Source organism: Streptomyces nojiriensis (assembly GCF_017639205.1).
Lineage (GTDB): Bacteria > Actinomycetota > Actinomycetes > Streptomycetales > Streptomycetaceae > Streptomyces > Streptomyces nojiriensis.
Window position 1 is genome coordinate 3,628,438 of record NZ_CP071139.1, and the last position, 24,987, is coordinate 3,653,424.

Genomic DNA, 24,987 nt, shown 5'->3' on the forward strand with positions numbered 1-24,987 from the left:
CTGCCCATGAACGTCCCGGCGCCCGGCCTCCCGGCCCGGGTCCGGATCCACGAGGTCGGCGCCCGCGACGGGCTGCAGAACGAGAAGACGGCCGTACCCACCGAGGTCAAGGCGGAGTTCATCCACCGCCTCGCCGCCGCCGGGCTGACGACCATCGAGGCCACCAGCTTCGTGCACCCCAAGTGGGTGCCCCAACTCGCCGACGCGGAGGAGCTGTTCCCGCAGCTCGCCGATGTCACGGCGGACCTGCCGGTGCTCGTCCCCAACGAGCGCGGCCTCGACCGCGCGCTCGCCCTGGGGGCCACGCGCATCGCGGTCTTCGGCTCGGCCACCGAGACCTTCGCCTCCCGCAACCTCAACCGCACCGTCGCCGAGTCCCTCGCCATGTTCGAGCCCGTCGTGGCCCGGGCCAAGGAGGGCGAAGCGCACGTCCGCGGCTACCTCTCGATGTGCTTCGGCGACCCCTGGGAGGGCCCGGTCCCGGTCCACCAGGTCGTCTCCGTCGCCAAGGCCCTGCTGGACCTCGGCTGTGACGAGCTGAGCCTCGGCGACACGATCGGCGTGGCCACGCCGGGCCATGTCCAGGCCCTGCTCGCCGCGCTGAACGAGGCCGGTGTCACGACCGACCGCATCGGCGTGCACTTCCACGACACCTACGGCCAGGCACTGTCCAACACCCTCGCCGCGCTCCAGCACGGCGTGAGCACCGTCGACGCCTCCGCAGGCGGCCTCGGCGGGTGCCCGTACGCGAAGAGCGCCACCGGCAACCTCGCGACCGAGGACCTGGTGTGGATGCTCGACGGCCTCGGCATCGAAACCGGGGTCGACCTGGCCGCCCTCACCGCCACGAGCGTGTGGATGGCCGAACAGCTGGGACGCCCCAGCCCCTCCCGTACCGTCCGCGCCCTCTCCCACAAGGAGTAGTCACACCATGTCCCTCGACCACCGGCTCACCCCTGAGCACGAGGAACTCCGCCGCACCGTGGAGGCGTTCGCGCACGACGTCGTCGCCCCGAAGATCGGCGACCTGTACGAGCGGCACGAGTTCCCGTACGAGATCGTCGCCGAGATGGGCCGCATGGGCCTGTTCGGCCTGCCCTTCCCGGAGGAGTACGGCGGCATGGGCGGGGACTACCTCGCCCTCGGCATCGCCCTGGAGGAGCTGGCCCGCGTCGACTCCTCGGTCGCCATCACCCTGGAGGCCGGTGTCTCCCTCGGCGCCATGCCGATCTACCTCTTCGGCTCGGAGGAGCAGAAGAGCGAGTGGCTGCCGAAGATGTGCTCCGGCGAGATCCTCGGCGCCTTCGGCCTGACGGAGCCCGGCGCCGGCTCCGACGCGGGCGGCACCCGCACCACCGCCGTCAAGGACGGCGACGACTGGGTCATCAACGGTTCGAAGTGCTTCATCACCAACTCCGGTACGGACATCACCGGCCTGGTCACCGTCACAGCGGTGACGGGCCGCAAGGCGGACGGCCGTCCGGAGATCTCCTCGATAATCGTCCCGTCCGGCACCCCGGGCTTCACGGTGGCCGCGCCGTACTCCAAGGTGGGCTGGAACTCCTCGGACACCCGTGAGCTGTCGTTCGACGGCGTACGGGTCCCCCTGGCCAACCTGGTGGGCCAGGAGGGCCGCGGCTACGCGCAGTTCCTGCGGATCCTCGACGAGGGCCGGATCGCCATCTCCGCGCTCGCGACCGGTCTCGCGCAGGGCTGCGTGGACGAGTCGGTGAAGTACGCCAAGGAGCGGCACGCCTTCGGCAAGGCGATCGGCGACAACCAGGCGATCCAGTTCAAGCTGGCCGACATGGAGATGCGCGCCCACATGGCCCGCATCGGCTGGCGCGACGCGGCGTCGCGGCTGGTGGCCGGGGAGCCGTTCAAGAAGGAGGCGGCGATCGCGAAGCTGTACTCCTCGACGGTCGCAGTCGACAACGCCCGCGAGGCGACGCAGATCCACGGCGGCTACGGCTTCATGAACGAGTACCCGGTGGCCCGCATGTGGCGGGACTCCAAGATCCTGGAGATCGGCGAGGGCACGAGCGAGGTCCAGCGCATGCTGATCGCGCGCGAGCTGGGCTTCGCCGGCTGAGACCACCCGATGCCGAAGTCCGGCGTGGGCCCGTGCCCGCGCCGGACTTCGGCATGTCGGCGGGCGGTCACAAAAAGATCATGAGCATGACCGTGGGAACCAGGGTCACCAGGGCGCACACCGGCCAGTAGACCCGGGCGGCCGCCGTGTTCCACCGCCGGACGAAGTCGTTGGCGAACCACCACAGCAGCGCGAACGCGATCACGATCGGCCCCGCGATCACCAGCCAGAGCATCATGCCGTCGTTCTCCGTGGGCTCCCGCTGCGTCCAGCCGAGGTCGGCGAGCGGCCCGTTGACGGCGATGTACCAGACGAGCCAGACCGGCACGGCGCAGGGCACCCCCATCACCAGGTTCGCTCCTGCGGTTATCCACCAACGCCTTTGCATGCGCCCAGCATTCACTCCCGCGATCGCGGTCGATTTCCCAACTCGGGCGCGCACCGGGGGCGATACGGGTTCCGGGCGCCCTGGAGGGTGATCCACCTCACGATCGGATCCCGGCCGATCACTGGACATAGCCTTAGGTTAGGCTAACCTTCTCACCGAACGGCCCAGCGGCCACCCCTGCACGCACGAAAGCGGACATCGACATGCCCAAGTCCCGAACCTCCTCCTTCACCCGTCGCGGCTTCGTCGCGGCAGGTGGCGCCCTCGGCCTCGTCGCGGTCCTCGCCGCGTGCGGCGGCACCGACTCGGCGAAGGGCGACGGCAAGGACAACGGCGCCTCGGCGTCCGCCGCCTGGACCTTCAAGGACGACCTCGGCAAGGACGTCACCACCAAGGCCAAGCCGAAGAACATCGTCGGCTTCACCGGCACCGCCGCCGCGCTCCACGACTACGGCGTCCCGGTCAAGGGCGTGTTCGGCCCGACCACGACCGCCGACGGCAAGCCCGACGTCCAGGCCGGTTCGCTCGACGTCACCAAGGTCGAGATCCTCGGCAACGTCTTCGACCAGTTCAACGTCGAGAAGTACGCCTCGCTCCAGCCCGACCTCCTCGTCACCAACACCTGGGACGGCACCTATTGGTACGTCCCGGAGGCCTCCAAGGACAAGATCCTGCAGCTGGCCCCGGCCGCCGCCGTCTCCGTGGGCGGCGACACCTCGATGCCCAAGGCCCTGGAGCGCACGGCCGACCTGGCCAAGTCCCTGGGCGCCGACCTGGGTGCCAAGAACGTCGTCGACTCCAAGGCGCGCTTCGAGGCAGCCGTCACCAAGGTCCGCGAGGCCACCAAGGCGAACCCCGGGGTCAAGGTGCTCGCCGGCTCCGGCGCCGACGCCCTGTTCTACGCGTCCACCCCGGACACCGCGGCCGACCTGAAGTACTTCAAGGAGCTCGGCGTCGAGTTCGTCACCCCCGAGAAGCTGGACGAGGGCGGCTTCTTCGAGGCACTCAGCTGGGAGAACGCCGGCAAGTACAAGGCCGACGTCATCCTGCTCGACAACCGCACCGGCACCCTGCAGCCCGAGCAGCTGAAGGCCAAGCCGACCTGGAACGAGCTGCCCGCCGTCAAGGCCGGTCAGGTCGTCTCGCGCGTGACCGAGCCGATCTACTCGTACGACAAGTGCGCGCAGATCCTGGAAGACCTCGCGAAGTCCATCCAGAACGCCAAGAAGCTCGGCTGACCGCCTTTCACTCCGGCTGATTCCCAGGGGGACCTCTCCGCATGACCGCCACCGCATCCGACGCCCCGGCCGTCGCACACTTCCGGTTCTTCGAGCTCGAAGTGGTCCGCACGCGCCGTCTGGGCCACTCGTTCCTGCGGGTCACGTTCGGCGGGGAGTCCCTCGCGGGCTTCCGCTCGGGCGGCTTCGACCAGAGCCTGTCTCTCTTCCTGCCCGCGTCCGGCCAGGAGCACACGGTGCTCCCGTCCACGGACGAGGACACCTGGTTCGCCGCCTGGCGCGCGATGCCGGACGAGGAGCGGCCGGTGATGCGCTCCTACACGGTGCGCGAGCAGCGCCGTACGCCCGAGGGGGCGGACGAGGTCGACATCGACTTCGTCCTCCACGGGGACTGCGGCCCCGCGTCCCGCTGGGCGGGGCAGGCCGTGGCCGGCCGCCGGATCCTGGCGATCGGACCGGCCGTCGCGGAGAACAAGTCCGTACGCTTCCAGCCGCCGGCCGGCACCGACGAGATCTGGATGTACGCCGACGAGACCGCCCTGCCGGCCGCGGCCGCGATCCTGGACCGGCTGCCCGCCGGGACCCGGGTCAGGGCCTGGTTCGAGGTCCCGCACGAGGACGACCGGCTCGGCCTCCGGGCGCCCGCCGACGCGGACATCACCTGGATCGTGCGCGAGGGCGACGGCCGGGAGCGGACGGAGCAGGTGCTGGGCGCGCTGCGCGCGGCCGGACCCGCCGCGGCCGAAGCCCCGTACGCCTGGCTGGCGGGCGAGGCGGGCACGATCCGCGCGGTCCGGCGCCACTTCGTGCAGGAACGATCCGTCGACCGCCGCGCCGTGCGTTTCACGGGCTACTGGCGGCTCGGCGCGAGCGAGGAGCAGCTCCTCGCCGAGGCGTACGCGGGCCAGGCTCCGAGCGAGGACCCGGCGTCCGACTTGTAGTCAGTTTCCTTACCCCGCAGAGCAGTTGACATGGGCCCTGGCTTTCAGCCAGGGCCCATCTGCGTTTGGCGAAATACTAAGGTTAGGCTAACCTAATTCCCGTACGCCACACCCCACCCCCTCTCCACCCCCTGCCCGGAGGAAAGTTGATGCGCTCGCATCTGCTGAACGAGACGACCGCGGACCTCTACCGGCGCTCCGTCACCGAGGGCGTCGACCGTGTCGCCGCCAAACTCGCGACCACGCAGCGGCCCCACACCGGTATATCCGTCGACGAACTCGCCCCGGTCATCAACGGGATCGACCTGGACAAGCCGCTCGCGGACGCGGCCGCCGTCCTGGACGAGCTGGAGGACGTCTACCTGCGCGACGCGGTGTACTTCCACCACCCGCGCTACCTGGGCCACCTCAACTGCCCGGTCGTCATCCCCGCCGTGCTCGGCGAGGCCATCCTCTCGGCCGTCAACTCCTCCCTCGACACCTGGGACCAGTCCATCGGCGGCACGCTCATCGAGCGCCGCCTCATCGACTGGACCACCGAGCGCATCGGCCTCGGCCCCGCCGCGGACGGCATCTTCACCTCCGGCGGCAGCCAGTCCAACTTCCACGCGCTGCTCCTCGCCCGCGACGAGGCCTGCCGCCTCGTCATGAAGAAGGCGCTCGACGAGGGACGCGAGCTCACCAAGGCCGAACTCCTGCCGAAGCTGCGCATCTTCACCTCCGAGGCCAGCCACTTCAGCGTCCAGAAGTCGGCCGCCATGCTCGGACTCGGCTACGAGGCCGTCATCTCCGTCCCGGTCGACCGCAACCGCCGGATGGACACCGCGGTGCTCGCCCTGGAGCTGGAGGAGTGCGCCTCCGAAGGCCTCTTCCCGATGGCCGTCGTCGCCACCGCCGGCACCACCGACTTCGGGTCCATCGACCCGCTCCCCGAGATCGCCCGCCTGGCCGGTGAGCACTCCGCGTGGATGCACGTGGACGCCGCCTACGGCTGCGGGCTGCTGGCCTCCCCGACCCGCCGCCACCTCCTCGACGGCATCGAGCGCGCCGACTCGGTCACGGTCGACTACCACAAGTCGTTCTTCCAGCCGGTCAGCTCCAGCGCCATGCTGGTGCGCGACCGCGACACCCTCAAGCACGCCACGTACCACGCGGACTACCTCAACCCGCGCCGCATGGCCGAGGAGCGCATCCCCAACCAGGTCGACAAGTCCATCCAGACCACGCGCCGCTTCGACGCGCTCAAGCTCTGGGTGACCCTGCGCGTCATGGGCGCCGACGGTGTCGGCTCGCTCTTCGACGAGGTCATCGACCTGGCCGCGGCCGGCTGGGACGTCATCGACGCCGACCCGCGCTTCGAGGTCGTCGTCAAGCCGCAGATCTCCACCCTCGTCTTCCGCTACGTCCCCGAGGGCGACGAGATCCGCGCCGACCTGGTCGACGAGGCCAACCTGCACGCCCGCAAGGCCCTGTTCGCCTCCGGTGAGGCCGTCGTCGCCGGCACCAAGGTGGACGGGAAGCAGTACCTGAAGTTCACCCTCCTCAACCCGCAGACCACGACGGCCGACATCGCGGCCGTCCTCGACCTTCTCGCCGCACATGCCGAGCAGTTCCTGGGAGAATCCCTTGCCCTCCACCGCTGAGACCCACGACTTCATCGGCATCGGCGTCGGTCCGTTCAATCTCGGACTCGCCTGCCTGACCGCCCCGCTCGACGAGATCGACGGTCTCTTCATCGAGTCGAAGCCGCACTTCGAGTGGCATGCCGGGATGTTCCTGGACGGCGCCCACCTGCAGACGCCCTTCATGTCGGACCTGGTCACGCTCGCCGACCCGACCTCGCCCTTCTCCTTCCTGAACTACCTGAAGGACAAGGACCGGCTGTACTCCTTCTACATCCGGGAGAACTTCTACCCGCTGCGGGCCGAGTACAACGACTACTGCCGCTGGGCCGCCGACCGCCTCGACAACGTCCGGTGGTCCACCTCGGTCACCGAGGTCACCTACGACGAGCAGGCCGGCCTGTACGAGGTCCACACGGACCGGGGCGAGACCCACCGGGCCCCCCGCCTGGTCCTGGGCACCGGCACCCCGCCGCACGTCCCGCAGTCCTGCGAGGGCCTCGGCGGCGACTCCCTGCACAACTCCGCCTACATGCAGAACAAGGCGGAGCTGCAGAAGAAGAAGTCGATCACCCTCGTCGGCTCCGGCCAGAGCGCGGCCGAGATCTACTACGACCTCCTCGCCGAGATCGACGTCCACGGCTACCAGCTCAACTGGGTCACCCGCTCACCGCGGTTCTTCCCGCTGGAGTACACGAAGCTGACCCTGGAGATGACCTCCCCCGAGTACGTGGACTACTTCCACGCGCTCCCCGAGGACACCCGGTACCGGCTGGAGACCCAGCAGAAGAACCTCTTCAAGGGCATCGACGGCGACCTGATCAACGCCATCTTCGACCTGCTCTACCAGAAGAAGATCAGCATGCCGGGCCAGGTCCCGACCACCCTGCTGACCAACACCTCCCTCAACAGCACCGCGTACGACACCACCACGGGCACGTACACACTGGGGCTGCGCCAGGAGGAGCAGGAGCGGGACTTCTCCCTCACCTCCGAGGGCCTGGTCCTGGCCACCGGCTACAAGTACACGTTCCCGGAGTTCCTGAACCCGGTGCGCGACCGCCTGAACTTCGACGGGCACGGCCGTCTCGACGCCGCCCGCAACTACAGCATCGACACCACGGGCCGCGGGGTCTACCTGCAGAACGGCACCACCCACAACCACTCCCTCACCTCGCCCGACCTGGGCATGGCGGCGTACCGGAACGCGTACATCGTCGGTGAGCTCCTCGGCCGCGAGCACTACAAGGTCGAGAAGTCCATCGCGTTCCAGCAGTTCGCCGCCCCGGAAGGCACCCTCTGATGAGCACCACCGAACTCCTCTTCTCCCGCACCGATACGGAACTCGGTTCCTTCGCCGTGCGCCCCCTGGACCCCTTCGCCGACGCGGAGCTGCTCCACGGCTGGGTCACCCACCCGAAGGCCTCGTTCTGGATGATGCAGGACGCGTCCCTGCCGGACGTCGAGCGCGAGTACATGAGGATCGCCGCCCACGAGCACCACCAGGCCTTCATCGGCCTGCACGAGGGCCGCCCCGCGTTCCTCATGGAGACCTACGACCCGTCCGAGCTGGAGCTGGTCGGCCTCTACGACGCCCGGCACGGCGATGTCGGCATGCACTTCCTCGTCGCCCCGAGCGACACCCCGCTGCACGGCTTCACCCGCGCCGTCATCACCACGGTGATGGCCGCGATCTTCGCCGACCCGGCCGCCGAGCGCGTCGTCGTCGAGCCGGACGTCGCCAACACCGCCGTGCACGCCCTGAACGAGGCCGTCGGCTTCGTGCCGGAGCGCCAGGTCACCAAGCCGGAGAAGGAAGCCCTGCTGAGCTTCTGCACCCGCGCCCAGTTCGAGGCCGCCACGGCCGCCCAGGGGGTGTCCATATGAGCCTCGCCGACGCCGTCGCCCACCTCTCCCCCGAGCTGTGGACCCGCGCCAACCGCGCCCTGGTCCGCAAGGGCCTCGCGGAGTTCTCCCACGAGCGCCTGCTGACCCCGAAGCCGCTGGGCGAAGGCCTCTACTCGGTCCTCAGCGACGACTCCACCGTGGAGTACCGCTTCAAGGCCGTCCTGCACGCCCTCGACCACTGGTCGGTCGACGAGGCCTCCATCACCCGCCACCGGGGCGGCGCCGAGCTGGAGCTGGACGCCCTCGACTTCCACATCGAGCTGCGCGAGTCCCTGGGCCTGAGCCCCGAGGTGCTGCCCGTCTACCTGGAGGAGATCTCCTCCACCCTGGCCGGCACCGGCTACAAGTACACGAAGCCGCAGGTCTCCTCCGACGTCCTCGCGAAGTCCTCCTTCCAGGACATCGAGACGGGCATGACCGAGGGCCACCCCTGCTTCGTCGCGAACAACGGCCGGCTCGGCTTCGGCGTGCACGAGTACCTCTCGTACGCCCCGGAGACCGCCAGCCCCGTCCACCTGGTGTGGGTGGCCGCCCGCAAGGACGTCTCCACCTTCACGGCGGGCGCCGGCCTGGACCACGACTCCTTCATGCGCGAGGAGCTCGGCGACGAGACCATCGGCGTCTTCGCCGAGCGGATGACCGCGCTGGGCCTGGACCTGGCCGACTTCCACCTCTTCCCCGTGCACCCCTGGCAGTGGTGGAACAAGACCACGGTCACCTTCGCGGCCGAGATCGCGAACCGCCGCCTGGTGCTGCTCGGCGAGGGCCCGGACGCGTACCTCGCGCAGCAGTCGATCCGCACGTTCTTCAACCGGAGCGCGCCGCACAAGCACTACGTCAAGACCGCCATCTCGGTCCTGAACATGGGCTTCATGCGAGGCCTGTCGGCCGCGTACATGGAGGCCACCCCCGCCATCAACGACTGGCTGCACCAGCTCATCGAGGGCGACGAGGTCCTGCAGTCGGTGGACTTCTCGATCATCCGTGAGCGCGCGGCGATCGGCTACCACCACCGCCAGTACGAGCGCGCCACCGACCGGTACTCCCCGTACCGCAAGATGCTGGCCGCGCTGTGGCGCGAGTCCCCGGTGAACTCGATCCAGGGCGACGAGCGCCTCGCCACCATGGCCTCGCTCCTGCACGTGGACGCGGAGGGCAAGTCCTTCGCCGGCGCGCTGATCGCGGAGTCGGGCCTGACCCCGGCCGAGTGGCTGCGCCACTACCTGCGGGCCTACCTGGTGCCGCTGCTGCACTGCTTCTACCAGTACGACCTCGCGTACATGCCGCACGGCGAGAACACCATCCTCGTCATCGAGGGCGGCCTGGTGAAGCGGGCGATCTTCAAGGACATCGCCGAGGAGATCGTCATCATGGACGCGGACGCGGTGCTGCCGCCCGCGGTCGAGCGGGTCCGGGCGGACATCCCCGAGGACATGAAGCTCCTGTCGATCTTCACCGACGTCTTCGACTGCTTCTTCCGCTTCCTCGGCGCGATCCTTGCGGACGAGGGCATCTGCGACGAGGACACCTTCTGGCGGGCGGTCGCGGACTGCGGCCACGACTACCAGGAGTCGATGCCGCAGCTCGCGGAGCGCTTCCAGCGGTACGACCTCTTCGCCGAGGAGTTCCAGCTGTCCTGCCTGAACCGCCTCCAACTGCGCAACAACAAGCAGATGGTCGACCTCGCCGACCCGGCGGCGGCCCTCCAGCTGATCGGCAACCTCAAGAACCCCGTCGCGGCCTTCGCCCGGCGGTGACCCACGGGGCGGGGCAGGCATCGATACGGTCCCTCGATGCCTCCCCCGCCCCACCCCGGGATCCCGACGGCGTGACCGCGAAGCAACAATGGCCCCTTCGCGGTCACGCCTTCGTGTGTCCGCTCCCGTGGCCGCAGTCCGCGGCCCGAGTCCGTCTGGGAGCCCGCATGCCGTTCCGGATCCGCCCTGGCCGCACGGCCGCCCTGCTCCTGTCGGCCGTGTTCGTGGCCGGGGGGCTGTCCGGCTGCTCCTTCCTGTCTCCGTTCAAGACCTGCGAGGGGACCGAAGCCCGGATGAAGGAGCTGGAATCGCTGCCCCTGCTCTCCTCCCCGCCGCCCGGCGCGAGCGCCCCCCGCAGTTTCGACGGCGTCTCCTCCGAGTGCGCGGACGACAGCGGCGACGCCTGGCTGTCCGCCGGACGCCTCTACACGTATCCGGGCACCCGCCAAGAGGTCCTCGACCACTACCGCAAGGCCGCCGAGGCCGACGGCTGGCGGTTCGAGCCCGAACCGGTGCGCGGTCAGGAAACGTGGGGATCGTGCTTCACGAAGGGCGAGGACGGGCAGGCCAAGGTGCTCGCCCTCTCCTTCCCGCCCGCCCGCTTCCTCACCGAGTTCTACGGTCCCGAGACGGCCGCGGAGTTCGCCACGGGAGCCGGATTCGAGATAACGGCGGGCTCGGAGGCCGACGGGGCCAAGACCTCCTGCTCGCCCTGACCCCCTCCCCCACCGGTCACTGCCAGGGGACGTCCGGCGCCCGGAAGAAGGCGATGCCCTGCGCCTCCAGCCGGGGCGCCTGCGCGGCCAGGCGGCGGCTGTAGGACGTCCAGTCCAGGGCGGCCGCCGGTGACCAGCCCAGTTCGGCCAGGCCCAGCACCCGCGGGAAGGCCATCAGCTCCCAGTCCCCGCGCGTCGCGACGGTCTCCGTCCACAGCGGTGCCTCCACACCCAGCACCGCCGACTCCGGGACCCCGGCCAGGTACGCCCCCGGGTTCCAGGAGTAGGCGCGCCGCACCGGGACGTACCCCGCCCAGGCCAGGCCGGGCTTCGTCGCCGGGTCGTACTTCATGTCCAGGTACAGCCGGTCCGCCGGCGACAGGATCAGCGGGTGTCCCGCCTTCGCCGCCGCCGCCACGGCCGCCTTGTCCGCGGCCGCGGTCTTGTCGTGGCCCCAGTACTGGAGCACCGCGCCCCGGACCGGGCGGGCCGCCGCCAGCTGGTGCCAGGCCACCACCGTCTTGCCGTACCGCCCCACCACCGCCTGCGCCCGGTCCATGAAGGCCGCGTAGTCCGCCGCCGGCGTCGCGTGCGCCTCGTCGCCGCCGATGTGCAGGTAGCGGCCCGGGGTCAGCTCCGCCAGCTCGCCGAGGACCTCGTCGATGAACTCGTACGTCCGCTCCTTGGACACGCACAGCGAGCTGAAGCCCACCTTGACGCCGGTGTACCGCTCCGGGGCCTTCCCGTCGCAGTTCAGCTCGGCGTAGGAGGCGAGCGCCGCGTTCACGTGCCCCGGCATGTCGATCTCGGGGACCACGTCCACGTACCGCTGCCCCGCGTAGGCCACCAGCTCCCGGTACTCGTCCTTCGTCCAGTGGCCGCCGGGCCCGCCGCCGACCTCGCTGCCGCCCCCGTACTCCGCCAGCCGCGGCCAGGAGTCGATCGCCAGGCGCCACCCCTGGTCGTCGGTCAGGTGCAGGTGCAGGGTGTTGACCTTGTACTGGGCGAGCTGGTCCACGTACCTCTTCACCTGGTCCACCGAGAAGTGGTGGCGCGCGATGTCGACCATGGCCCCGCGGTACGCGAAGCGCGGCCGGTCGGTGACCGTCCCGCCCGGCACCGTGCCGGGACCCGCCACCGGTACCAGCTGGCGCAGCGTCTGCCCCGCGTGGAAGAGCCCGGCCGGGGTCCGCGCGGTGAGGGTGACCCCGGTCGGGCCGGACTCCAGCCGGTACCCCTCCTCGCCCACCCCCTGCGCCCCCTCGTCGATCCGGAGCCGGATCCCGTCCCCCTGCGCCCCGTCGACCACCGGCAGCGGCAGCCCGCTCGGGCCGCGCAGCTGCTCGGCGAGGAGCTCGCCCACCCGGCGGACCTCCTCGTCCGGGCCCCGGCCGGTACGGATGACCGTGCCCGCGCCGAAGGAGTACCCGGGGCCTTCGGCGTGCGCGGAGACGGGCGCGGGCAGCAGCCGTTCGAAGGGGGCGAGGGCCACCGGCGGGTCGTCCCCGGGCCGGGCGTCGTCACCGTGGGCGGAGGTGCAGGCCGTGACCAGGGCCGGGGCCGCGGCGAAGGCGAGGAGGGCGCCGAGCGTGCGTCGCAGGACTCTCATGCGCACAGGTATAGGCCAAGGGGCCCGTCCCGTCCGGTGAGTGAATCCGGGACGGGCGGAAATCATCCGAAGGAGGGCACAGCGAGCGCCTCACTGGTCCAGACCAGAGGGATCCTGCCCGGAATCGGGCAGGATCTTTGCGTTCATCGCCGTTAGCCGCCAATATCTACGAGTGCTCGATCGCCGCCCGTCGCATGACGACCTCGTCGACCACCTGGTGCGCAGCACCGCGCTGCAGCGCGGCGAAGCGGCCCGGGTGGTACTGGACGTGCTCGCCTACTTCGACGAGACGACCGAGGAGTTCGTCCGCCGCCGCCACCGGGAACTGCAGTCCGGCGGAGCGGTGAACGCGGAGATCTTCGAGCGGATCGCGGCCGAGCTGCCGCACCGCGCCGTGGCGCCGCCGGAGCTCTCGCTCCGGCAGTTGCGCCGCATCGTCTACGGCTGAGCCGGCCGCCGCCGCACGCGGCTCCGGACGAGTACAGAACCGAACTTCAGGAGGGGCAGAACCGTATGTGTGGAATCGTCGGTTACATCGGCAAGCGTGACGTGGCACCGCTGCTGCTGGAAGGCCTGGCACGGCTGGAATACCGCGGGTACGACTCCGCGGGCATCGTGGTCAACACCCCGAAGGCCCCGGCCCTGAAGGTCGTCAAGGCCAAGGGCCGCGTCCGCGAGCTGGAGTCCCGCGTCCCCAAGCGCTTCGCCGGCACCACCGGCATCGCCCACACCCGCTGGGCCACGCACGGCGCCCCGAGCGACATCAACTCCCACCCGCACCTGGACCCCGAGAACAAGGTCGCCGTCGTCCACAACGGCATCGTCGACAACTGCTCCGAGCTGCGCGCCAAGCTCGAGGCCGAGGGCGTCGTCTTCGCCTCGGAGACCGACACCGAGGTCATCGTCCACCTGATCGCCCGCTCCGAGGCCGACTCCCTGGAGGAGAAGGTCCGCGAGGCGCTCAAGGTCATCGACGGCACCTACGGCATCGCCGTCATGCACGCCGACTTCGCCGACCGCATCGTCGTCGCCCGCAACGGCTCCCCCGTGGTCCTCGGCATCGGCGAGAAGGAGATGTTCGTCGCCTCGGACGTCGCCGCGCTGGTCGCCCACACCCGCCAGGTCGTCACCCTCGGCGACGGCGAGATGGCCACCATCAAGGCCGACGACTTCCGCACCTACACGACCTCCGGCACGACGACGAACGCCACCCCGGAGACCGTGGAGTGGGAGGCCGCCTCGTACGACATGGGCGGCCACGACACCTACATGCACAAGGAGATCTCCGAGCAGCCCGACGCGGTCGACCGCGTGCTGCGCGGCCGGATCGACGACCGCTTCAGCACCGTGCACCTGGGCGGCCTGAACCTGGACCCGCGCGAGGCGCGCGGCATCCGCCGGGTCAAGATCCTGGGCTGCGGCACCTCGTACCACGCGGGCCTCATCGGCGCCGGCCTCATCGAGGGCATGGCCCGGATCCCCGCGGACGCCGAGCCGGCCTCCGAGTTCCGCTACCGCAACCCGGTCGTGGACCCCGACACCCTCTACATCGCGGTCTCCCAGTCCGGTGAGACGTACGACGTCCTCGCGGCGGTGCAGGAGCTCAAGCCTAAGGGCGCCCGCGTCCTCGGCGTGGTCAACGTGGTCGGTTCCGCGATCGCCCGCGAGGCCGACGGCGGCGTGTACGTGCACGCCGGCCCCGAGGTCTGCGTCGTCTCCACCAAGTGCTTCACCAACACGGTCGTGGCCTTCGCGCTGCTCGCCGTGCACCTGGGCCGCATCCGGGATCTCTCGGTCACCGACGGCAAGCGGATCATCGAGGGCCTGCGCAAGCTGCCCGCGCAGATCCAGGAGATCCTCGACGGCGAAGAGGACATCAAGAAGCTGGCGGCCGAGTTCGCCGAGGCCAAGTCGATGATGTTCATCGGCCGGGTGCGCGGCTACCCGGTGGCGCTGGAGGCCTCCCTCAAGCTGAAGGAGATCTCCTACATCCACGCCGAGGCCTACCCCGCCTCCGAGCTCAAGCACGGCCCGCTGGCGCTCATCGAGCCCTCGCTGCCGACGGTCGCGATCGTCCCGGACGACGACCTGCTGGAGAAGAACCGCGCGGCGCTCGAGGAGATCAAGGCCCGCAGCGGCCGGATCCTGGCGGTCGCCCACCGCGAGCAGGAGAAGGCGGACCACACCATCGTGGTCCCGAAGAACGAGGACGAGCTGGACCCGATCCTGATGGGCATCCCGCTCCAGCTGCTGGCGTACCACACGGCCCTGGCCATGGGCCGGGACATCGACAAGCCGCGCAACCTGGCGAAGTCGGTCACGGTCGAGTAATCGCCGCCCCCACAGCGAGGAACCCCCGTGCGCGGTGCGCACGGGGGTTCTCTGCCGTGGTGCCCGGACCGGCCCGGCCGATCCGCCGGCCGGGTCAGCTCGCGGCGACCGCGCCGCCGCTGCGGGCCTTGCCGAAGGCCATCGGCCAGTGGGCCAGCGCCGCGGTGGCGCCGTACCAGGCCAGCAGTCCGGAGACGGCGGCGACCCAGCCGCCCGCCTTCGCGAGCGTGCCGTTGTCCACGAACGCGCCTATCGCCAGCAGGAGCAGCGACAGGGTCAGCAGGGCGTAGACGCCCTGGCTGAACAGACCGCTCGCGGCGGCGACCGTGAGGGTCAGCGCGAGCATCGCGAACAGGACAAGAAACGTTCCGGCGGCTTCGTCGGAGACCGAACCGCCGGCGCCCTTGGCCCACGTGAACCAGAAGACGCCGAGGCCCGCGAACGCGGTGCCGTTGAACCCGTTGCCGCCGCGGTACTCCAGGAGCCCGAGGAGGAACAGGGCCGCGCCGCCGACGTACATGGCGAGCGACACGGAATTGGCGGCGGACACCCCGTCGATGACACCGGTGTGGCCGATACCGAATGCGAGAAGGGTGAGACCCAGGGCGATGTTCCCGAGGGTCGAAGTCGAGGCCGTGCTTCCCGCAGAGACACCATTGTCCACGGCGGGCTCCCTTCGATCTGCAGTTGTTTGCTGCGTCCCAGCAGCACTTATCTACCCTTTACACAGGGGCACAACCGCACAAGCGGCTTAACAAGCGGTCACGGAATGACAACAACCGGTCGCTGTGCGCGCTTGGCCAGTCGGCCGGCGACCGATCCGAAGATCCGGCCCACGATCCCGTGCGTCGAGCCGACCACGATGGCGTCGGCCGAATACTCCCGGCCGACCTCCTCCAGCTCGTGGCAGATGTCACCACCGCGCTCGACCAGGATCCACGGCACTTCGGCCAGATAGTCCGCGCAGGCCAGCTCCAGGCCGAGCACCTCGGTGCGGTGGTCCGGCACGTCGACGAAGACGGGCGGCTCGCAGCCGGCCCACACCGTGGTGGGCAGCCGGTTGGCGACATGGACGATGATCAGACCGGACCCGGAGCGACGGGCCATGCCGATCGCATAGGCGAGCGCGCGCTCACTGGACGTGGATCCGTCGAATCCCACAACGACCCCGTGCCGGAAGGCCGGATCGCAGTGCACGCGTGTCTGTTCCACCGCGCGCAGATCGGCGGCCGACGCGGGGTCGACGACGCGTTTGCGCTTGCGGTCCGCGGGTTCGGAGAATTCGTGACCGGCCATGGGTGTCTCGGCGAAGAGGTCCTTGGAGGAAGCAACAGGGGCGAAATCGGCGACGCAGTGTGACGGAGCTCTGTCCGGGAAGCATCTTCCCAAGCCCATACCCACCAGGGTACGGCGACACTCCTGTCCTGCACAGGGCATGCCGCCCTTGGAGAGCGTCCCAGGGAGCATGCCGGAGCGAACGCGCCTTGGCAATGTCCGCTGTCCCCTACAGCCAGTGACGAGGCGGGTCACAGCCACCCGTTGGCACAGTGACCGAGCCCCACCACCGGGCGTTGGGACATGCGTCCGACCAACAGGTAAGAGCCCGCAGGGAGCACGCCGTGCCCGGTCATCCGGTTCACCCCGTCCAGCCAGCTCAGCCGACGCCGTCCGCCCGGTCCCGCCAGAACGCCGACCCAGCCCCGCACTTCGCCCCGTCGCCCCGCTCGGCCCTTCACCCGTCCGTGCGTTCCGCCGGACACCCCCACGACGACCCCGCGGGTGACGTCGTGCGCTGGGCCGCCTTCAGCTGCCTGCTCGTCCCGGTGGTCCTCGTCGTGTACGGAACCTCCTTCGGCGGGGCAGCCGTAGCCACCCTCGGCCTGCTCGCCGTCACGGCGGCCTGCCGGGTCCTGCTGCGCCACTCGGAGAAGAACCGGCGGGCCGCGGCCCGGGTGTCCGCGGAGAAGTCCCTTCCGCCCGCCCACCGCGGCCGGCACTCGCGCGCCGGCGGCGGGATGCACCGCGGCTGCCGGGGCTCCGGCCCGGTCTCCCCGCACGACTGACTCATTCGCACACCCACACACGCATGTTTTCAGCCAACTTCCCGGCAGGGTGCCCTCCTTGCCGGAATGTCCCCCCGTCCCCCTCACCACCAGCGACGACGGACCCCGGGGGGCGTTCTGGCCCTACAGGTACTGGCCATGGCCGGGCGGCGCGCTTCCCGTTCGGGTAGCGGAGTGGAACGCTTACTGATCGAATGCTTTTCGCCAAGTTGAGAAGTCGACATAGCGCTGCGTGCTGAACTTGTCACGCCGACACCACGGGACGCAGTAGATTCGATCATGTATTTACGGCGGGGGATCCACGTGCAAGGCCGAGGGGAAACGTGCAGGTGCGACCAGACCAAGGAGTCGCGACACCCAAGGGGGGCTTAGCGCCATGAGCCAGGATTCCACCGCCGTCGTCGCAGCAGACGCCGGCCGGAAGCTCGCGGGGCGTCGCCGCAGGGAGATCGTCGCGGTGCTGCTCTTCAGCGGCGGACCGATCTTCGAGAGCTCCATTCCACTTTCCGTGTTCGGCATTGACCGGCAGGACGCGGGAGTTCCACGCTACCGATTGCTCGTGTGCGCCGGTGAGGACGGTCCGCTCAGGACCACCGGCGGACTCGAACTGACCGCGCCGTACGGGTTGGAGGCGATCGCCCGGGCAGGGACGGTCGTCGTTCCCGCCTGGCGCTCCATCACTTCACCGCCGCCGCCCGAGGCGCTCGACGCACTGCGTCTGGCGCACGAGGAGGGGGCCCGGATCGTCGGACTGTGTACGGGAGCCTTCGTGCTCGCCGCCGCCGGTCTGCTGGACGGCCGGCCCGCGACGACGCACTGGATGTACGCGCCGACGCTGGCCAAGCGGTACCCGTCCGTCCATGTCGATCCGCGCGAACTCTTCGTCGACGACGGCGACGTGCTCACGTCCGCCGGCACGGCGGCCGGAATCGACCTGTGCCTGCACATCGTGCGCACGGACCACGGCAGCGAGGCGGCCGGGGCCCTGGCCCGCAGGCTCGTCGTGCCGCCGCGCCGTACCGGCGGCCAGGAACGCTATCTCGACCGGTCGCTGCCGGAGGAGATCGGCGCCGACCCGCTGGCCGAGGTCGTCGCCTGGGCGTTGGAACACCTCCACGAGCAGTTCGACGTGGAGACGCTGGCCGCCCGCGCCTACATGAGCAGGCGCACCTTCGACCGGCGGTTCCGCTCGCTCACCGGCAGCGCTCCGCTCCAGTGGCTGATCACCCAGCGGGTGCTCCAGGCACAGCGGCTGCTGGAGACCTCCGACTACTCGGTCGACGAGGTCGCCGGACGCTGCGGGTTCCGCTCGCCGGTCGCGCTGCGGGGTCACTTCCGGCGGCAGCTGGGGTCCTCCCCGGCCGCCTACCGCTCCGCCTACCGGGCACGCCGGCCGCAGGCCGACGTGGCACAGGTGGCCGAGATCAACGCGGGTCCGGTTCCGCACCAGCGCACTCCGCAGCCCCACCGGGCGGCGGCGGCCCTGGCCGCGTCGGGTCCCACGGTGACGGAGCTGTACGCCCCGGGCCGGGTCCTGCGGGAACACGCGTGACCGCGAGCTGAGTACGACGCACGAGGGTCCTCCATCGGTCACCGCCGATGGGGGACCTTCCGCATATGCGGTCCGCGCCGTGGGGGACCGCATAAGGTGGGACACATGAACGATCGCATGGTGTGGATCGACTGCGAGATGACCGGGCTCTCGTTGACGGACGACGCACTTATCGAGGTGGCCGCACTGGTCACCGACTCGGAGCTCAATGTGCTCGGCGAAGGCGTGGACATCGTGATCCGCCCGCCGGACGCCGCGCTGGAGACCATGCCCGACGTGGTGCGCGAGATGCACACCGCCTCCGGCCTGCTCGACGAGCTGGCCGGCGGGACCACCCTCGCGGATGCCGAGGCGCAGGTCCTGGCCTACGTGCGGGAGCACGTGAAGGAGCCCCGCAAGGCGCCGCTCTGCGGAAACTCGGTCGGCACCGACCGCGGCTTCCTGCTGCGCGACATGGCCGCGCTGGAGAGCTACCTGCACTACCGGATCGTGGACGTGTCCTCGGTCAAGGAGCTGGCGCGCCGCTGGTACCCGCGGGCGTACTTCAACAGCCCGCCGAAGAACGGCAACCACCGGGCGCTGGCGGACATCAAGGACTCCATCACCGAGCTGCGGTACTACCGGGAGGCGGTCTTCGTACCTCAGCCCGGGCCCGACTCGGACACGGCCCGCAGCATCGCCGCCAAGCACGCCGTGCCGGGCGCGTAGCTCCGGCCCGGCCCCTCCGGAGGAGGACGCCGGGAAAGGGGGGAGCGAGCACCCTCCCGGACCCTGTACCCTTTTCTTCGGCCGGTCGGTTTTCCGACCGGACATGGTGGGTGTAGCTCAGTTGGTAGAGCACCTGGTTGTGGTCCAGGTGGCCGCGGGTTCAAGTCCCGTCACTCACCCTGCGGGAAGGCCCCGGTTCGCGGAAGCGGACCGGGGCCTTCTGCATGACCAGGGCTTCCGCCACGCCCGGGGCCGTCAGGACGACTCCCGGACCACCAGCCGGTTCGGCAGCACGGCGGCCGCCTCGCCCGTCTCCCCCGCGATCCTCCCCAGCAGCATCCGCGTCATGGTCCGGCCCATCTCCTCGATCGGCTGCCGGACGCTGGTCAGCGGCGGATCCATGTGCCGGGCCACCACCGAGTCGTCGAAGCCGACCAGCGCCACGTCCCGCGGGATCCGGCGGCCGGCCGCGCGCAGCTCACGCCGGGCGCCCGCCGCCATGACGTCCGAGGCGGCGAAGACCGCGTCGAGCCCGGGCCGGCGCTCCAGCAGGGCGCGCATGGCCCGCCGGCCGCCCTCCTCGGTGAAGTCGCCGACCGCGATCATCGGCTCGTCGACGGGGTGTCCGGCGGCGGTCAGGGCCTGCCGGTAGCCGTCGAGGCGGCACTGGGCCCCGTACACGTCCAGCGGGCCGGTGATCGTGGCGATGGCGCGGCGGCCCCGGCCCAGGAGGTGGCGTACGGCCTCGGCCGCGCCCGCCAGGTTGTCGGAGTCCACGCAGGGCAGGGTCTCGGCGGCGGAGCGGCGGCCGCTGATCACCGTCGGGATGCCGAGCTCGGCCAGCAGCTCCGGCAGCGGGTCCCCGGCGTGGACGGAGACGAGCAGCACCCCGTCGACACGGTGCCCGGACAGGTACTGGGCGAGCCGGCGGCGCTCGCGGTCGCTGCCCGCCAGGGTGAGGACGAGCTGGACCTCGGTGTCCGCGAGCTCGGCGCCGACCCCGCGGACCACTTCGGAGAAGTAGGGCTCGGCGAAGAAGCGGGCCTCCGGCTCGGGGATCACGAGGGCTATGGCGTCGGTGCGGTTGGCCGCGAGGGCGCGCGCGGCGCGGTTCGGTACGTATCCCAGCTCGGCCACGGCCGCCTCGACGGCGACCCTGGTGTGCTCGCTGACCTTGGAGGATCCGTTGATCACCCGGGAGACCGTGCCGCGCCCGACTCCGGCGTGCGCCGCGACCTCCTCCAGGGTCGGTCGTCCCCCACTGCGCCCGTGCCCGTTCATGACTTCCTCCCGGTTGTGAATCTACCTCTTGACGGCTGTGGGAGCGCTCCCACACTGTGTCACACGACACCTGGCACGTTTCGTCCTTCTGGGAGGAAGCACATGCGCGTCCGAGCCCGAGCCCGAGTCCGAAGAACCCTCGCCACGACCGTCGCCGCGGCCGGAACCGCGGCCCTGCTGCTCGCGGGGTGCGCGCAGGACCCCGCGAGCCCCGATCAGGGCGCCCCCGCCGCCGGCGCGTCCGGCGGCGCCGCACAGACCACCCTCACCGTCGGGGTCTTCGGGGCCTTCGGACTCCAGGAGGCCGGGCTCTACGACGCGTACATGGCGCAGAACCCCGGGATCCGCATCGAGCAGACCTCCATCGAGCGGAACGAGAACTACTACCCCCAGCTCCTCACCCACCTGGGCACGGGCAGCGGGCTCGCCGACATCCAGGCCGTCGAGGTCAACAACATCGCCGAGATCACCGCCACCCAGGCCGACAAGCTGCTGGACCTGGCCAAGGTCCCCGGCGTGGACAAGGCCGCGTACCTGCCCTGGAAGTGGGCCCAGGGCACCGCGAGCGCGGCCAAGGGCGGGGCCACGGTCGGCCTCGGCACGGACATCGGCCCGCAGGGCATCTGCTACCGCAAGGACCTCTTCGAGGCGGCCGGACTGCCCACCGACCGGACGGCGGTCGGGGCGCTGTGGGCGGGCGACTGGAACAAGTACCTGGAGGCGGGCCGGACGTACAAGGCGAAGGCCGGCGAGGGGAAGGCCTTCGTGGACTCGGCGTCGGGCGTGATGGCGGCGGTGACCGGGAGCAGCGCCCAGCGCTTCTACGACGACCAGGGCAAGGTCGTCTACAAGACCAACCCGGCGGTGCGCGGCGCCTTCGACCTGGCGGCCTCCTTCGCCACCGACGGGCTGAGCGCCAAGCTGCAGCAGTTCACCCCGGCCTGGGACCAGGGCTTCTCCAACGGCTCCTTCGCCACGGTCTCCTGCCCGGCCTGGATGCTCGGCTACATCCAGGACAAGGCGGGCCCGGCCGGCAAGGACAAGTGGGACGTGGCGCAGGCGCCGAAGCCCAGCAACTGGGGCGGGTCCTTCCTGGTGGTGCCGAAGGCGGGCAAGCACGCCGAGGAGGCGGCGAAGCTGGCGGCCTGGCTGACGGCCCCTGCGCAGCAGGCGAAGCTCTTCGAGAAGCGGGGCAGTTTCCCGAGCGCGAGCGCCGCGTACAAGCTGGCGACCGTGTCGGGCGCGCAGCACGCGTACTTCGGCGGCGCCCCGATCGGCGAGATCTTCGCGAAGGCCGCCGAGGGCGTGCCGGTGGCGGCGGTCGGCCCCAAGGACCTGGTGATCGCGCAGAACCTGGCGGACATCGGGATGCTCCAGGTCGACCAGAAGGGCCGCAGCCCGCAGGAGGGCTGGGAGGCCGCGGTGAAGGCGATCGACAACGCCCTGGACCAGTGAGGCACCGGTGACGGACGAGACGGCTGTGCTGTCCCCCTCCGCCGTAGGCCCGGAGCGGCCGACGGCGGAGGGGGGCGGCCGGAGCCGGCCGGGCCAGGTGTGGCGCTCGCGCCGCTACCGCTGGGACCTGCGCTGGAGCCCGTACGCCTTCGTGGCGCCCTTCTTCCTCTTCTTCGCCGCCTTCGGGCTGTTCCCGCTGCTCTACACGGGCTGGGCGGCGCTGCACCAGGTGGAGCTGACCGATCCCGACAGCATGACGTGGGTGGGGCTGCGGAACTTCACCCGGCTGTGGGACGACGAGTTCTTCTGGAACGCGCTGCGCAACACGGTGACCATCGGGCTGCTGTCCACGGTGCCGCAGCTGGCGATCGCGCTGGGGCTGGCCCACCTCCTCAACTACCGGCTGCGGGGCTCCGCCTTCTTCCGGGTCGCGGTGCTCACCCCGTATGCGACCTCGGTGGCGGCGGCCACGCTCGTCTTCGTACTGCTCTTCGGCCGGGACTACGGCATGGTCAACTGGGCGCTGTCGGCGGTCGGTTTCGGGGCGGTCGACTGGCAGAACGGCACCTTCGCCTCCCAGCTCGCCGTCTCCACCATCGTGATCTGGCGGTGGACCGGCTACAACGCGCTGATCTACCTCGCGGCCATGCAGGCCGTACCGGGCGAGCTGTACGAGTCCGCCGCGCTGGACGGGGCCTCGCGCTTCCAGCAGTTCCTGCACGTCACGGTGCCCTCGCTGCGCCCGACGATCTTCTTCACCTGCGTGGTGTCGACGATCGGCGCGACCCAGCTGTTCGGCGAGCCGCTGCTGTTCAACGGCGGGGCGGGCGCGACGGGCGGCTCGGACCACCAGTTCCAGACGCTCGGGCTGTACCTGTACGAGCAGGGCTGGGTGAACCTGCACCTCGGGCGGGCCTCGGCGATCGCGTGGGCGATGTTCCTGATCCTGCTGCTGATCGCCGGCGCGGCGCGGCTGCTGCGCGGCCGGAAGGAGGACTCCCGATGAGGTCACTGCGCGCGGGCCGGCTCACGTACGTGGTGCTCGCCCTGTTCACGGCCGGCTCGCTCTTCCCCCTCGTGTGGACGGCGATCGCGGCGTCCCGGAGCAATACGCGCCTGGCCCAGACCCCGCCGCCGTTCTGGTTCGGCGGGAACCTGGGGCGCAACCTCCAAGTGGCGTGGACCGACGCCCACATGGGCACCGCCCTGCTGAACACGGTGATCGTGGCGGGCACGGTCGCCGCGGGCACCGTCTTCTTCTCCACGCTCGCCGGCTTCGCCTTCGCCAAGCTCCGCTTCCGCGGGAGCCGGCCGCTGCTGGCGCTGGTGATCGGGACGATGCTGATCCCGCCGCAGCTGAGCGTGGTGCCGCTCTACATGCTGATCGCGAAGCTGTCGTGGACCGACCGGCTGCAGGCGGTGATCCTGCCGACCCTGGTGGGCGCCTTCGGGGTGTTCTTCATGCGCCAGTACCTGGTGCACGCGCTGCCGATGGAGCTGGTGGAGGCGGCCCGCACGGACGGGGCGAGTTCGCTGCGGGTGCTGTGGCACGTGGTGTTCCCGGCGGCCCGGCCCGCCATGGCGGTGCTGGGGATGCTGACCTTCGTCATGGCCTGGAACGACTTCTTCTGGCCGATCGTCGCGCTGACCCAGAACGGCAGCCCGACGGTGCAGGTGGCCCTGACCGGGCTGGGCCGGGGCTACATCCCCGACCAGTCGGTGATCATGGCGGGCGCGCTGCTGGGCACGCTCCCGCTGCTGCTGGTGTTCCTCGTCTTCGGCCGGCAGATCGTCGGCGGCATCATGCAAGGAGCGGTGAAGGGATGACCCAACTCCCGACCAACACGCACACGCACACGCACACGCACACGCACACGGAAGCGGACACGGACACCGGCGGGCGGGAACTGCGGTTCCCCGACGGGTTCCTGTGGGGAACGGCCACGGCGGCCTTCCAGATCGAGGGGGCCGCGAGCCTGCGCGGACCGTCCATCTGGGACACCTTCTGCCGTACGCCGGGCAAGGTGCACGGCGGTGACACGGGCGACGTGGCCGTCGACCACCACCGGCTGTGGCGGGAGGACGTGCGGCTGATGGCCTCGCTCGGGCTCGGCGCCTACCGGTTCTCGGTGTCCTGGCCGCGGGTCCTCGCCGGCGGGATCGGCTTCTACGACGCGCTGGTCGACGAGCTGCTCTCGTACGGGATCCGGCCCTGCGTCACCCTCTACCACTGGGACCTGCCGCAGGAGCTGGAGAGTGCCGGCGGCTGGCCCGAGCGGGAGACGGCCTACGCCTTCGCCCGGTACGCCGAGCAGGTCACGGCGGCGCTCGCCGACCGGGTGGAGCTCTGGACCACCCTCAACGAGCCCTGGTGCAGCGCCTTCCTCGGCTATGCCTCGGGGGTCCACGCCCCCGGCCGCACCTCCCCCGCCGACTCGCTGCGCGCCGCCCACCACCTCAACCTCGCCCACGGACTGGCCGCCGCGGCCCTGCCGGCCCGGGCCAGGGCCGGTATCGCGCTCAACCCCAGCGCGGTACGGCCGCTGACCGGCTCGGCGGCCGACCTGGACGCGGCCCGCCGGATCGACGCCCTGGCCAACCGGGTCTTCACCGGCCCGCTGCTGCACGGGGCCTACCCGCAGGACCTGCTCGCGGACACGGCCGCGGTGACCGACTGGTCCTTCGTCCGCCACGGCGACGAGGCGCTGATCCACCAGCCGCTGGACTACCTCGGGGTGAACTACTACACCCCGGCGGTGGTCTCGGCCGCCCCCGACGGGAACGGCCCGCGCGCCGACGGGCACGGGGCGGCGGCGCACTCCCCCTGGCCCGCCGCGGAGTCGGTCGCCTTCCACCAACCCCCGGGCGAGCGGACCGACATGGGCTGGTCGATCGACCCCACCGGCCTGTACGACCTGCTGATGCGCTTCACCCGCGAGGCGCCCGGGCTGCCGCTGCTGGTCACCGAGAACGGCGCGGCGTACGCCCCGGACCTGCACGACCCGCAGCGCATCGACTACCTGGAGGCCCACCTCGCGTCCGTCCACCGCGCCCTGGCGGACGGCGCCCCCGTGGAGGGCTACTTCCTCTGGTCGCTGATGGACAACTTCGAGTGGTCCTACGGATACAGCAAGCGCTTCGGCATCGTGCAGGTCGACTACGAGACCCAGGCCCGCACCCCCCGCTCCAGCGCCCACTGGTACGCCCGCCTGGCCCGGAAGGGCAGCTTCCACACCTACGGGGACGAGGCGTTCTAGGACGGCGGGCCGCCCGCACGGCGGTCGCAGGGGCTTCCGCGGCGCGGGTCGCCGTACTAGCGTCCCCCG

23 protein-coding genes and 1 tRNA gene are annotated in these 24,987 nt (G+C 70.7%); 19 read left to right on the forward strand and 5 right to left on the reverse strand.

Going from position 1 to position 24,987, the window contains the following annotated elements; all coding sequences use genetic code 11:
* Positions 1–6 precede the first annotated feature (6 nt).
* Together JYK04_RS16845 and JYK04_RS16850 are read left to right on the forward strand one after the other, a co-directional pair.
* Positions 7–924 carry a hydroxymethylglutaryl-CoA lyase gene (locus JYK04_RS16845; protein ID WP_189737530.1) on the forward strand — a complete coding sequence of 306 codons (918 nt, stop codon included), beginning with the start codon at positions 7–9 and terminating at the stop codon, positions 922–924.
* A gap of 7 nt (positions 925–931) precedes the next feature.
* Positions 932–2,092, forward strand: coding sequence for an acyl-CoA dehydrogenase family protein (locus JYK04_RS16850; RefSeq protein ID WP_189737184.1), 1,161 nt, complete (start codon positions 932–934; stop codon positions 2,090–2,092).
* 67 nt (positions 2,093–2,159) lie between these two features.
* On the opposite strand, the gene JYK04_RS16855 is transcribed toward JYK04_RS16850, so the two are convergent.
* Positions 2,160–2,438, reverse strand: a complete 279-nt coding sequence (locus JYK04_RS16855) for a hypothetical protein (protein WP_244372139.1) — start codon at positions 2,436–2,438, stop codon at positions 2,160–2,162.
* Positions 2,439–2,683: 245 nt separating this feature from the next.
* Here JYK04_RS16855 and JYK04_RS16860 point away from each other — a divergent pair, with 245 nt between their 5' ends.
* The 7 genes from JYK04_RS16860 (at position 2,684) to JYK04_RS16890 (ending at position 10,662) form a co-directional block, all read left to right on the forward strand.
* Positions 2,684–3,718 carry an ABC transporter substrate-binding protein gene (locus JYK04_RS16860; RefSeq protein WP_189737188.1) on the forward strand — a complete coding sequence of 345 codons (1,035 nt, stop codon included), beginning with the start codon at positions 2,684–2,686 and terminating at the stop codon, positions 3,716–3,718.
* 41 nt (positions 3,719–3,759) lie between these two features.
* Entirely contained in the window at positions 3,760–4,659 is a 900-nt protein-coding gene (locus tag JYK04_RS16865) for a siderophore-interacting protein (RefSeq protein ID WP_189737191.1), read from the forward strand.
* A gap of 149 nt (positions 4,660–4,808) precedes the next feature.
* Positions 4,809–6,302 carry a pyridoxal phosphate-dependent decarboxylase family protein gene (locus tag JYK04_RS16870; RefSeq protein WP_189737193.1) on the forward strand — a complete coding sequence of 498 codons (1,494 nt, stop codon included), beginning with the start codon at positions 4,809–4,811 and terminating at the stop codon, positions 6,300–6,302.
* A complete protein-coding gene (locus JYK04_RS16875; RefSeq protein WP_229875252.1) occupies positions 6,286–7,584 on the forward strand; it encodes a lysine N(6)-hydroxylase/L-ornithine N(5)-oxygenase family protein in 1,299 nt (432 codons plus the stop codon). Before JYK04_RS16870 ends, JYK04_RS16875 begins: the two co-directional genes overlap by 17 nt.
* On the forward strand, positions 7,584–8,168 hold the full coding sequence (locus tag JYK04_RS16880) for a GNAT family N-acetyltransferase (protein WP_189737197.1): 585 nt from the start codon (positions 7,584–7,586) through the stop codon (positions 8,166–8,168). The genes JYK04_RS16875 and JYK04_RS16880 overlap by 1 nt, the downstream gene beginning before the upstream one ends.
* The gene (locus JYK04_RS16885; RefSeq protein WP_189737199.1) at positions 8,165–9,946 is read left to right on the forward strand and encodes an IucA/IucC family protein; all 1,782 of its coding nucleotides are present in this window, start codon (positions 8,165–8,167) and stop codon (positions 9,944–9,946) included. Before JYK04_RS16880 ends, JYK04_RS16885 begins: the two co-directional genes overlap by 4 nt.
* Before the next feature lie 167 nt (positions 9,947–10,113).
* Positions 10,114–10,662, forward strand: a complete 549-nt coding sequence (locus JYK04_RS16890) for a hypothetical protein (RefSeq protein ID WP_189737201.1) — start codon at positions 10,114–10,116, stop codon at positions 10,660–10,662.
* A gap of 16 nt (positions 10,663–10,678) precedes the next feature.
* On the opposite strand, the gene JYK04_RS16895 is transcribed toward JYK04_RS16890, so the two are convergent.
* On the reverse strand, positions 10,679–12,271 hold the full coding sequence (locus JYK04_RS16895) for a beta-N-acetylhexosaminidase (protein ID WP_189737203.1): 1,593 nt from the start codon (positions 12,269–12,271) through the stop codon (positions 10,679–10,681).
* A 172-nt stretch (positions 12,272–12,443) separates the two neighbouring features.
* On the opposite strand from JYK04_RS16895, the gene JYK04_RS16900 reads away from it, so the two are divergent.
* Together JYK04_RS16900 and glmS are read left to right on the forward strand one after the other, a co-directional pair.
* Positions 12,444–12,719 carry a hypothetical protein gene (locus JYK04_RS16900; RefSeq protein ID WP_030008735.1) on the forward strand — a complete coding sequence of 92 codons (276 nt, stop codon included), beginning with the start codon at positions 12,444–12,446 and terminating at the stop codon, positions 12,717–12,719.
* Positions 12,720–12,784: 65 nt separating this feature from the next.
* Positions 12,785–14,602 carry a glutamine--fructose-6-phosphate transaminase (isomerizing) gene (glmS, locus tag JYK04_RS16905; RefSeq protein WP_189737205.1) on the forward strand — a complete coding sequence of 606 codons (1,818 nt, stop codon included), beginning with the start codon at positions 12,785–12,787 and terminating at the stop codon, positions 14,600–14,602.
* A gap of 94 nt (positions 14,603–14,696) precedes the next feature.
* Here the strand turns inward: glmS and JYK04_RS16910 are convergent, their stop codons facing one another.
* Positions 14,697–15,266 (reverse strand): acetate uptake transporter, encoded by a 570-nt coding sequence (locus JYK04_RS16910; RefSeq protein WP_189737207.1) that lies wholly within the window; start codon positions 15,264–15,266, stop codon positions 14,697–14,699.
* A 98-nt stretch (positions 15,267–15,364) separates the two neighbouring features.
* Complete coding sequence (locus JYK04_RS16915) at positions 15,365–15,898, reverse strand: universal stress protein (RefSeq protein ID WP_030008732.1); 534 nt, start codon at positions 15,896–15,898, stop codon at positions 15,365–15,367.
* Positions 15,899–16,344: 446 nt separating this feature from the next.
* Here JYK04_RS16915 and JYK04_RS16920 point away from each other — a divergent pair, with 446 nt between their 5' ends.
* The 4 genes from JYK04_RS16920 to JYK04_RS16935 all read left to right on the forward strand — a co-directional run bounded on the left by JYK04_RS16920 (position 16,345) and on the right by JYK04_RS16935 (position 19,104).
* Complete coding sequence (locus tag JYK04_RS16920) at positions 16,345–16,665, forward strand: hypothetical protein (protein WP_229875253.1); 321 nt, start codon at positions 16,345–16,347, stop codon at positions 16,663–16,665.
* 376 nt (positions 16,666–17,041) lie between these two features.
* Complete coding sequence (locus tag JYK04_RS16925) at positions 17,042–18,217, forward strand: helix-turn-helix domain-containing protein (protein WP_189737211.1); 1,176 nt, start codon at positions 17,042–17,044, stop codon at positions 18,215–18,217.
* A 105-nt stretch (positions 18,218–18,322) separates the two neighbouring features.
* The gene (orn, locus tag JYK04_RS16930; RefSeq protein ID WP_189737213.1) at positions 18,323–18,925 is read left to right on the forward strand and encodes an oligoribonuclease; all 603 of its coding nucleotides are present in this window, start codon (positions 18,323–18,325) and stop codon (positions 18,923–18,925) included.
* A gap of 106 nt (positions 18,926–19,031) precedes the next feature.
* Positions 19,032–19,104: transfer RNA gene (locus JYK04_RS16935), tRNA-His, on the forward strand.
* Between the two features lie 76 nt (positions 19,105–19,180).
* Here JYK04_RS16935 and JYK04_RS16940 read toward each other — a convergent pair.
* Positions 19,181–20,206, reverse strand: coding sequence for a LacI family DNA-binding transcriptional regulator (locus tag JYK04_RS16940; protein ID WP_189737215.1), 1,026 nt, complete (start codon positions 20,204–20,206; stop codon positions 19,181–19,183).
* Between the two features lie 102 nt (positions 20,207–20,308).
* On the opposite strand from JYK04_RS16940, the gene JYK04_RS16945 reads away from it, so the two are divergent.
* The 4 genes from JYK04_RS16945 (at position 20,309) to JYK04_RS16960 (ending at position 24,918) form a co-directional block, all read left to right on the forward strand.
* A complete protein-coding gene (locus tag JYK04_RS16945) occupies positions 20,309–21,661 on the forward strand; it encodes an ABC transporter substrate-binding protein (protein WP_189737218.1) in 1,353 nt (450 codons plus the stop codon).
* Positions 21,662–21,758: 97 nt separating this feature from the next.
* Positions 21,759–22,667: a carbohydrate ABC transporter permease gene (locus JYK04_RS16950; protein WP_229875294.1), complete on the forward strand. Its 909-nt coding sequence runs from the start codon at positions 21,759–21,761 to the stop codon at positions 22,665–22,667.
* Positions 22,664–23,488: a carbohydrate ABC transporter permease gene (locus JYK04_RS16955; protein ID WP_150257542.1), complete on the forward strand. Its 825-nt coding sequence runs from the start codon at positions 22,664–22,666 to the stop codon at positions 23,486–23,488. The genes JYK04_RS16950 and JYK04_RS16955 overlap by 4 nt, the downstream gene beginning before the upstream one ends.
* Complete coding sequence (locus JYK04_RS16960) at positions 23,485–24,918, forward strand: GH1 family beta-glucosidase (RefSeq protein ID WP_189737222.1); 1,434 nt, start codon at positions 23,485–23,487, stop codon at positions 24,916–24,918. The genes JYK04_RS16955 and JYK04_RS16960 overlap by 4 nt, the downstream gene beginning before the upstream one ends.
* The last annotated feature ends 69 nt before the right edge of the window (positions 24,919–24,987 follow it).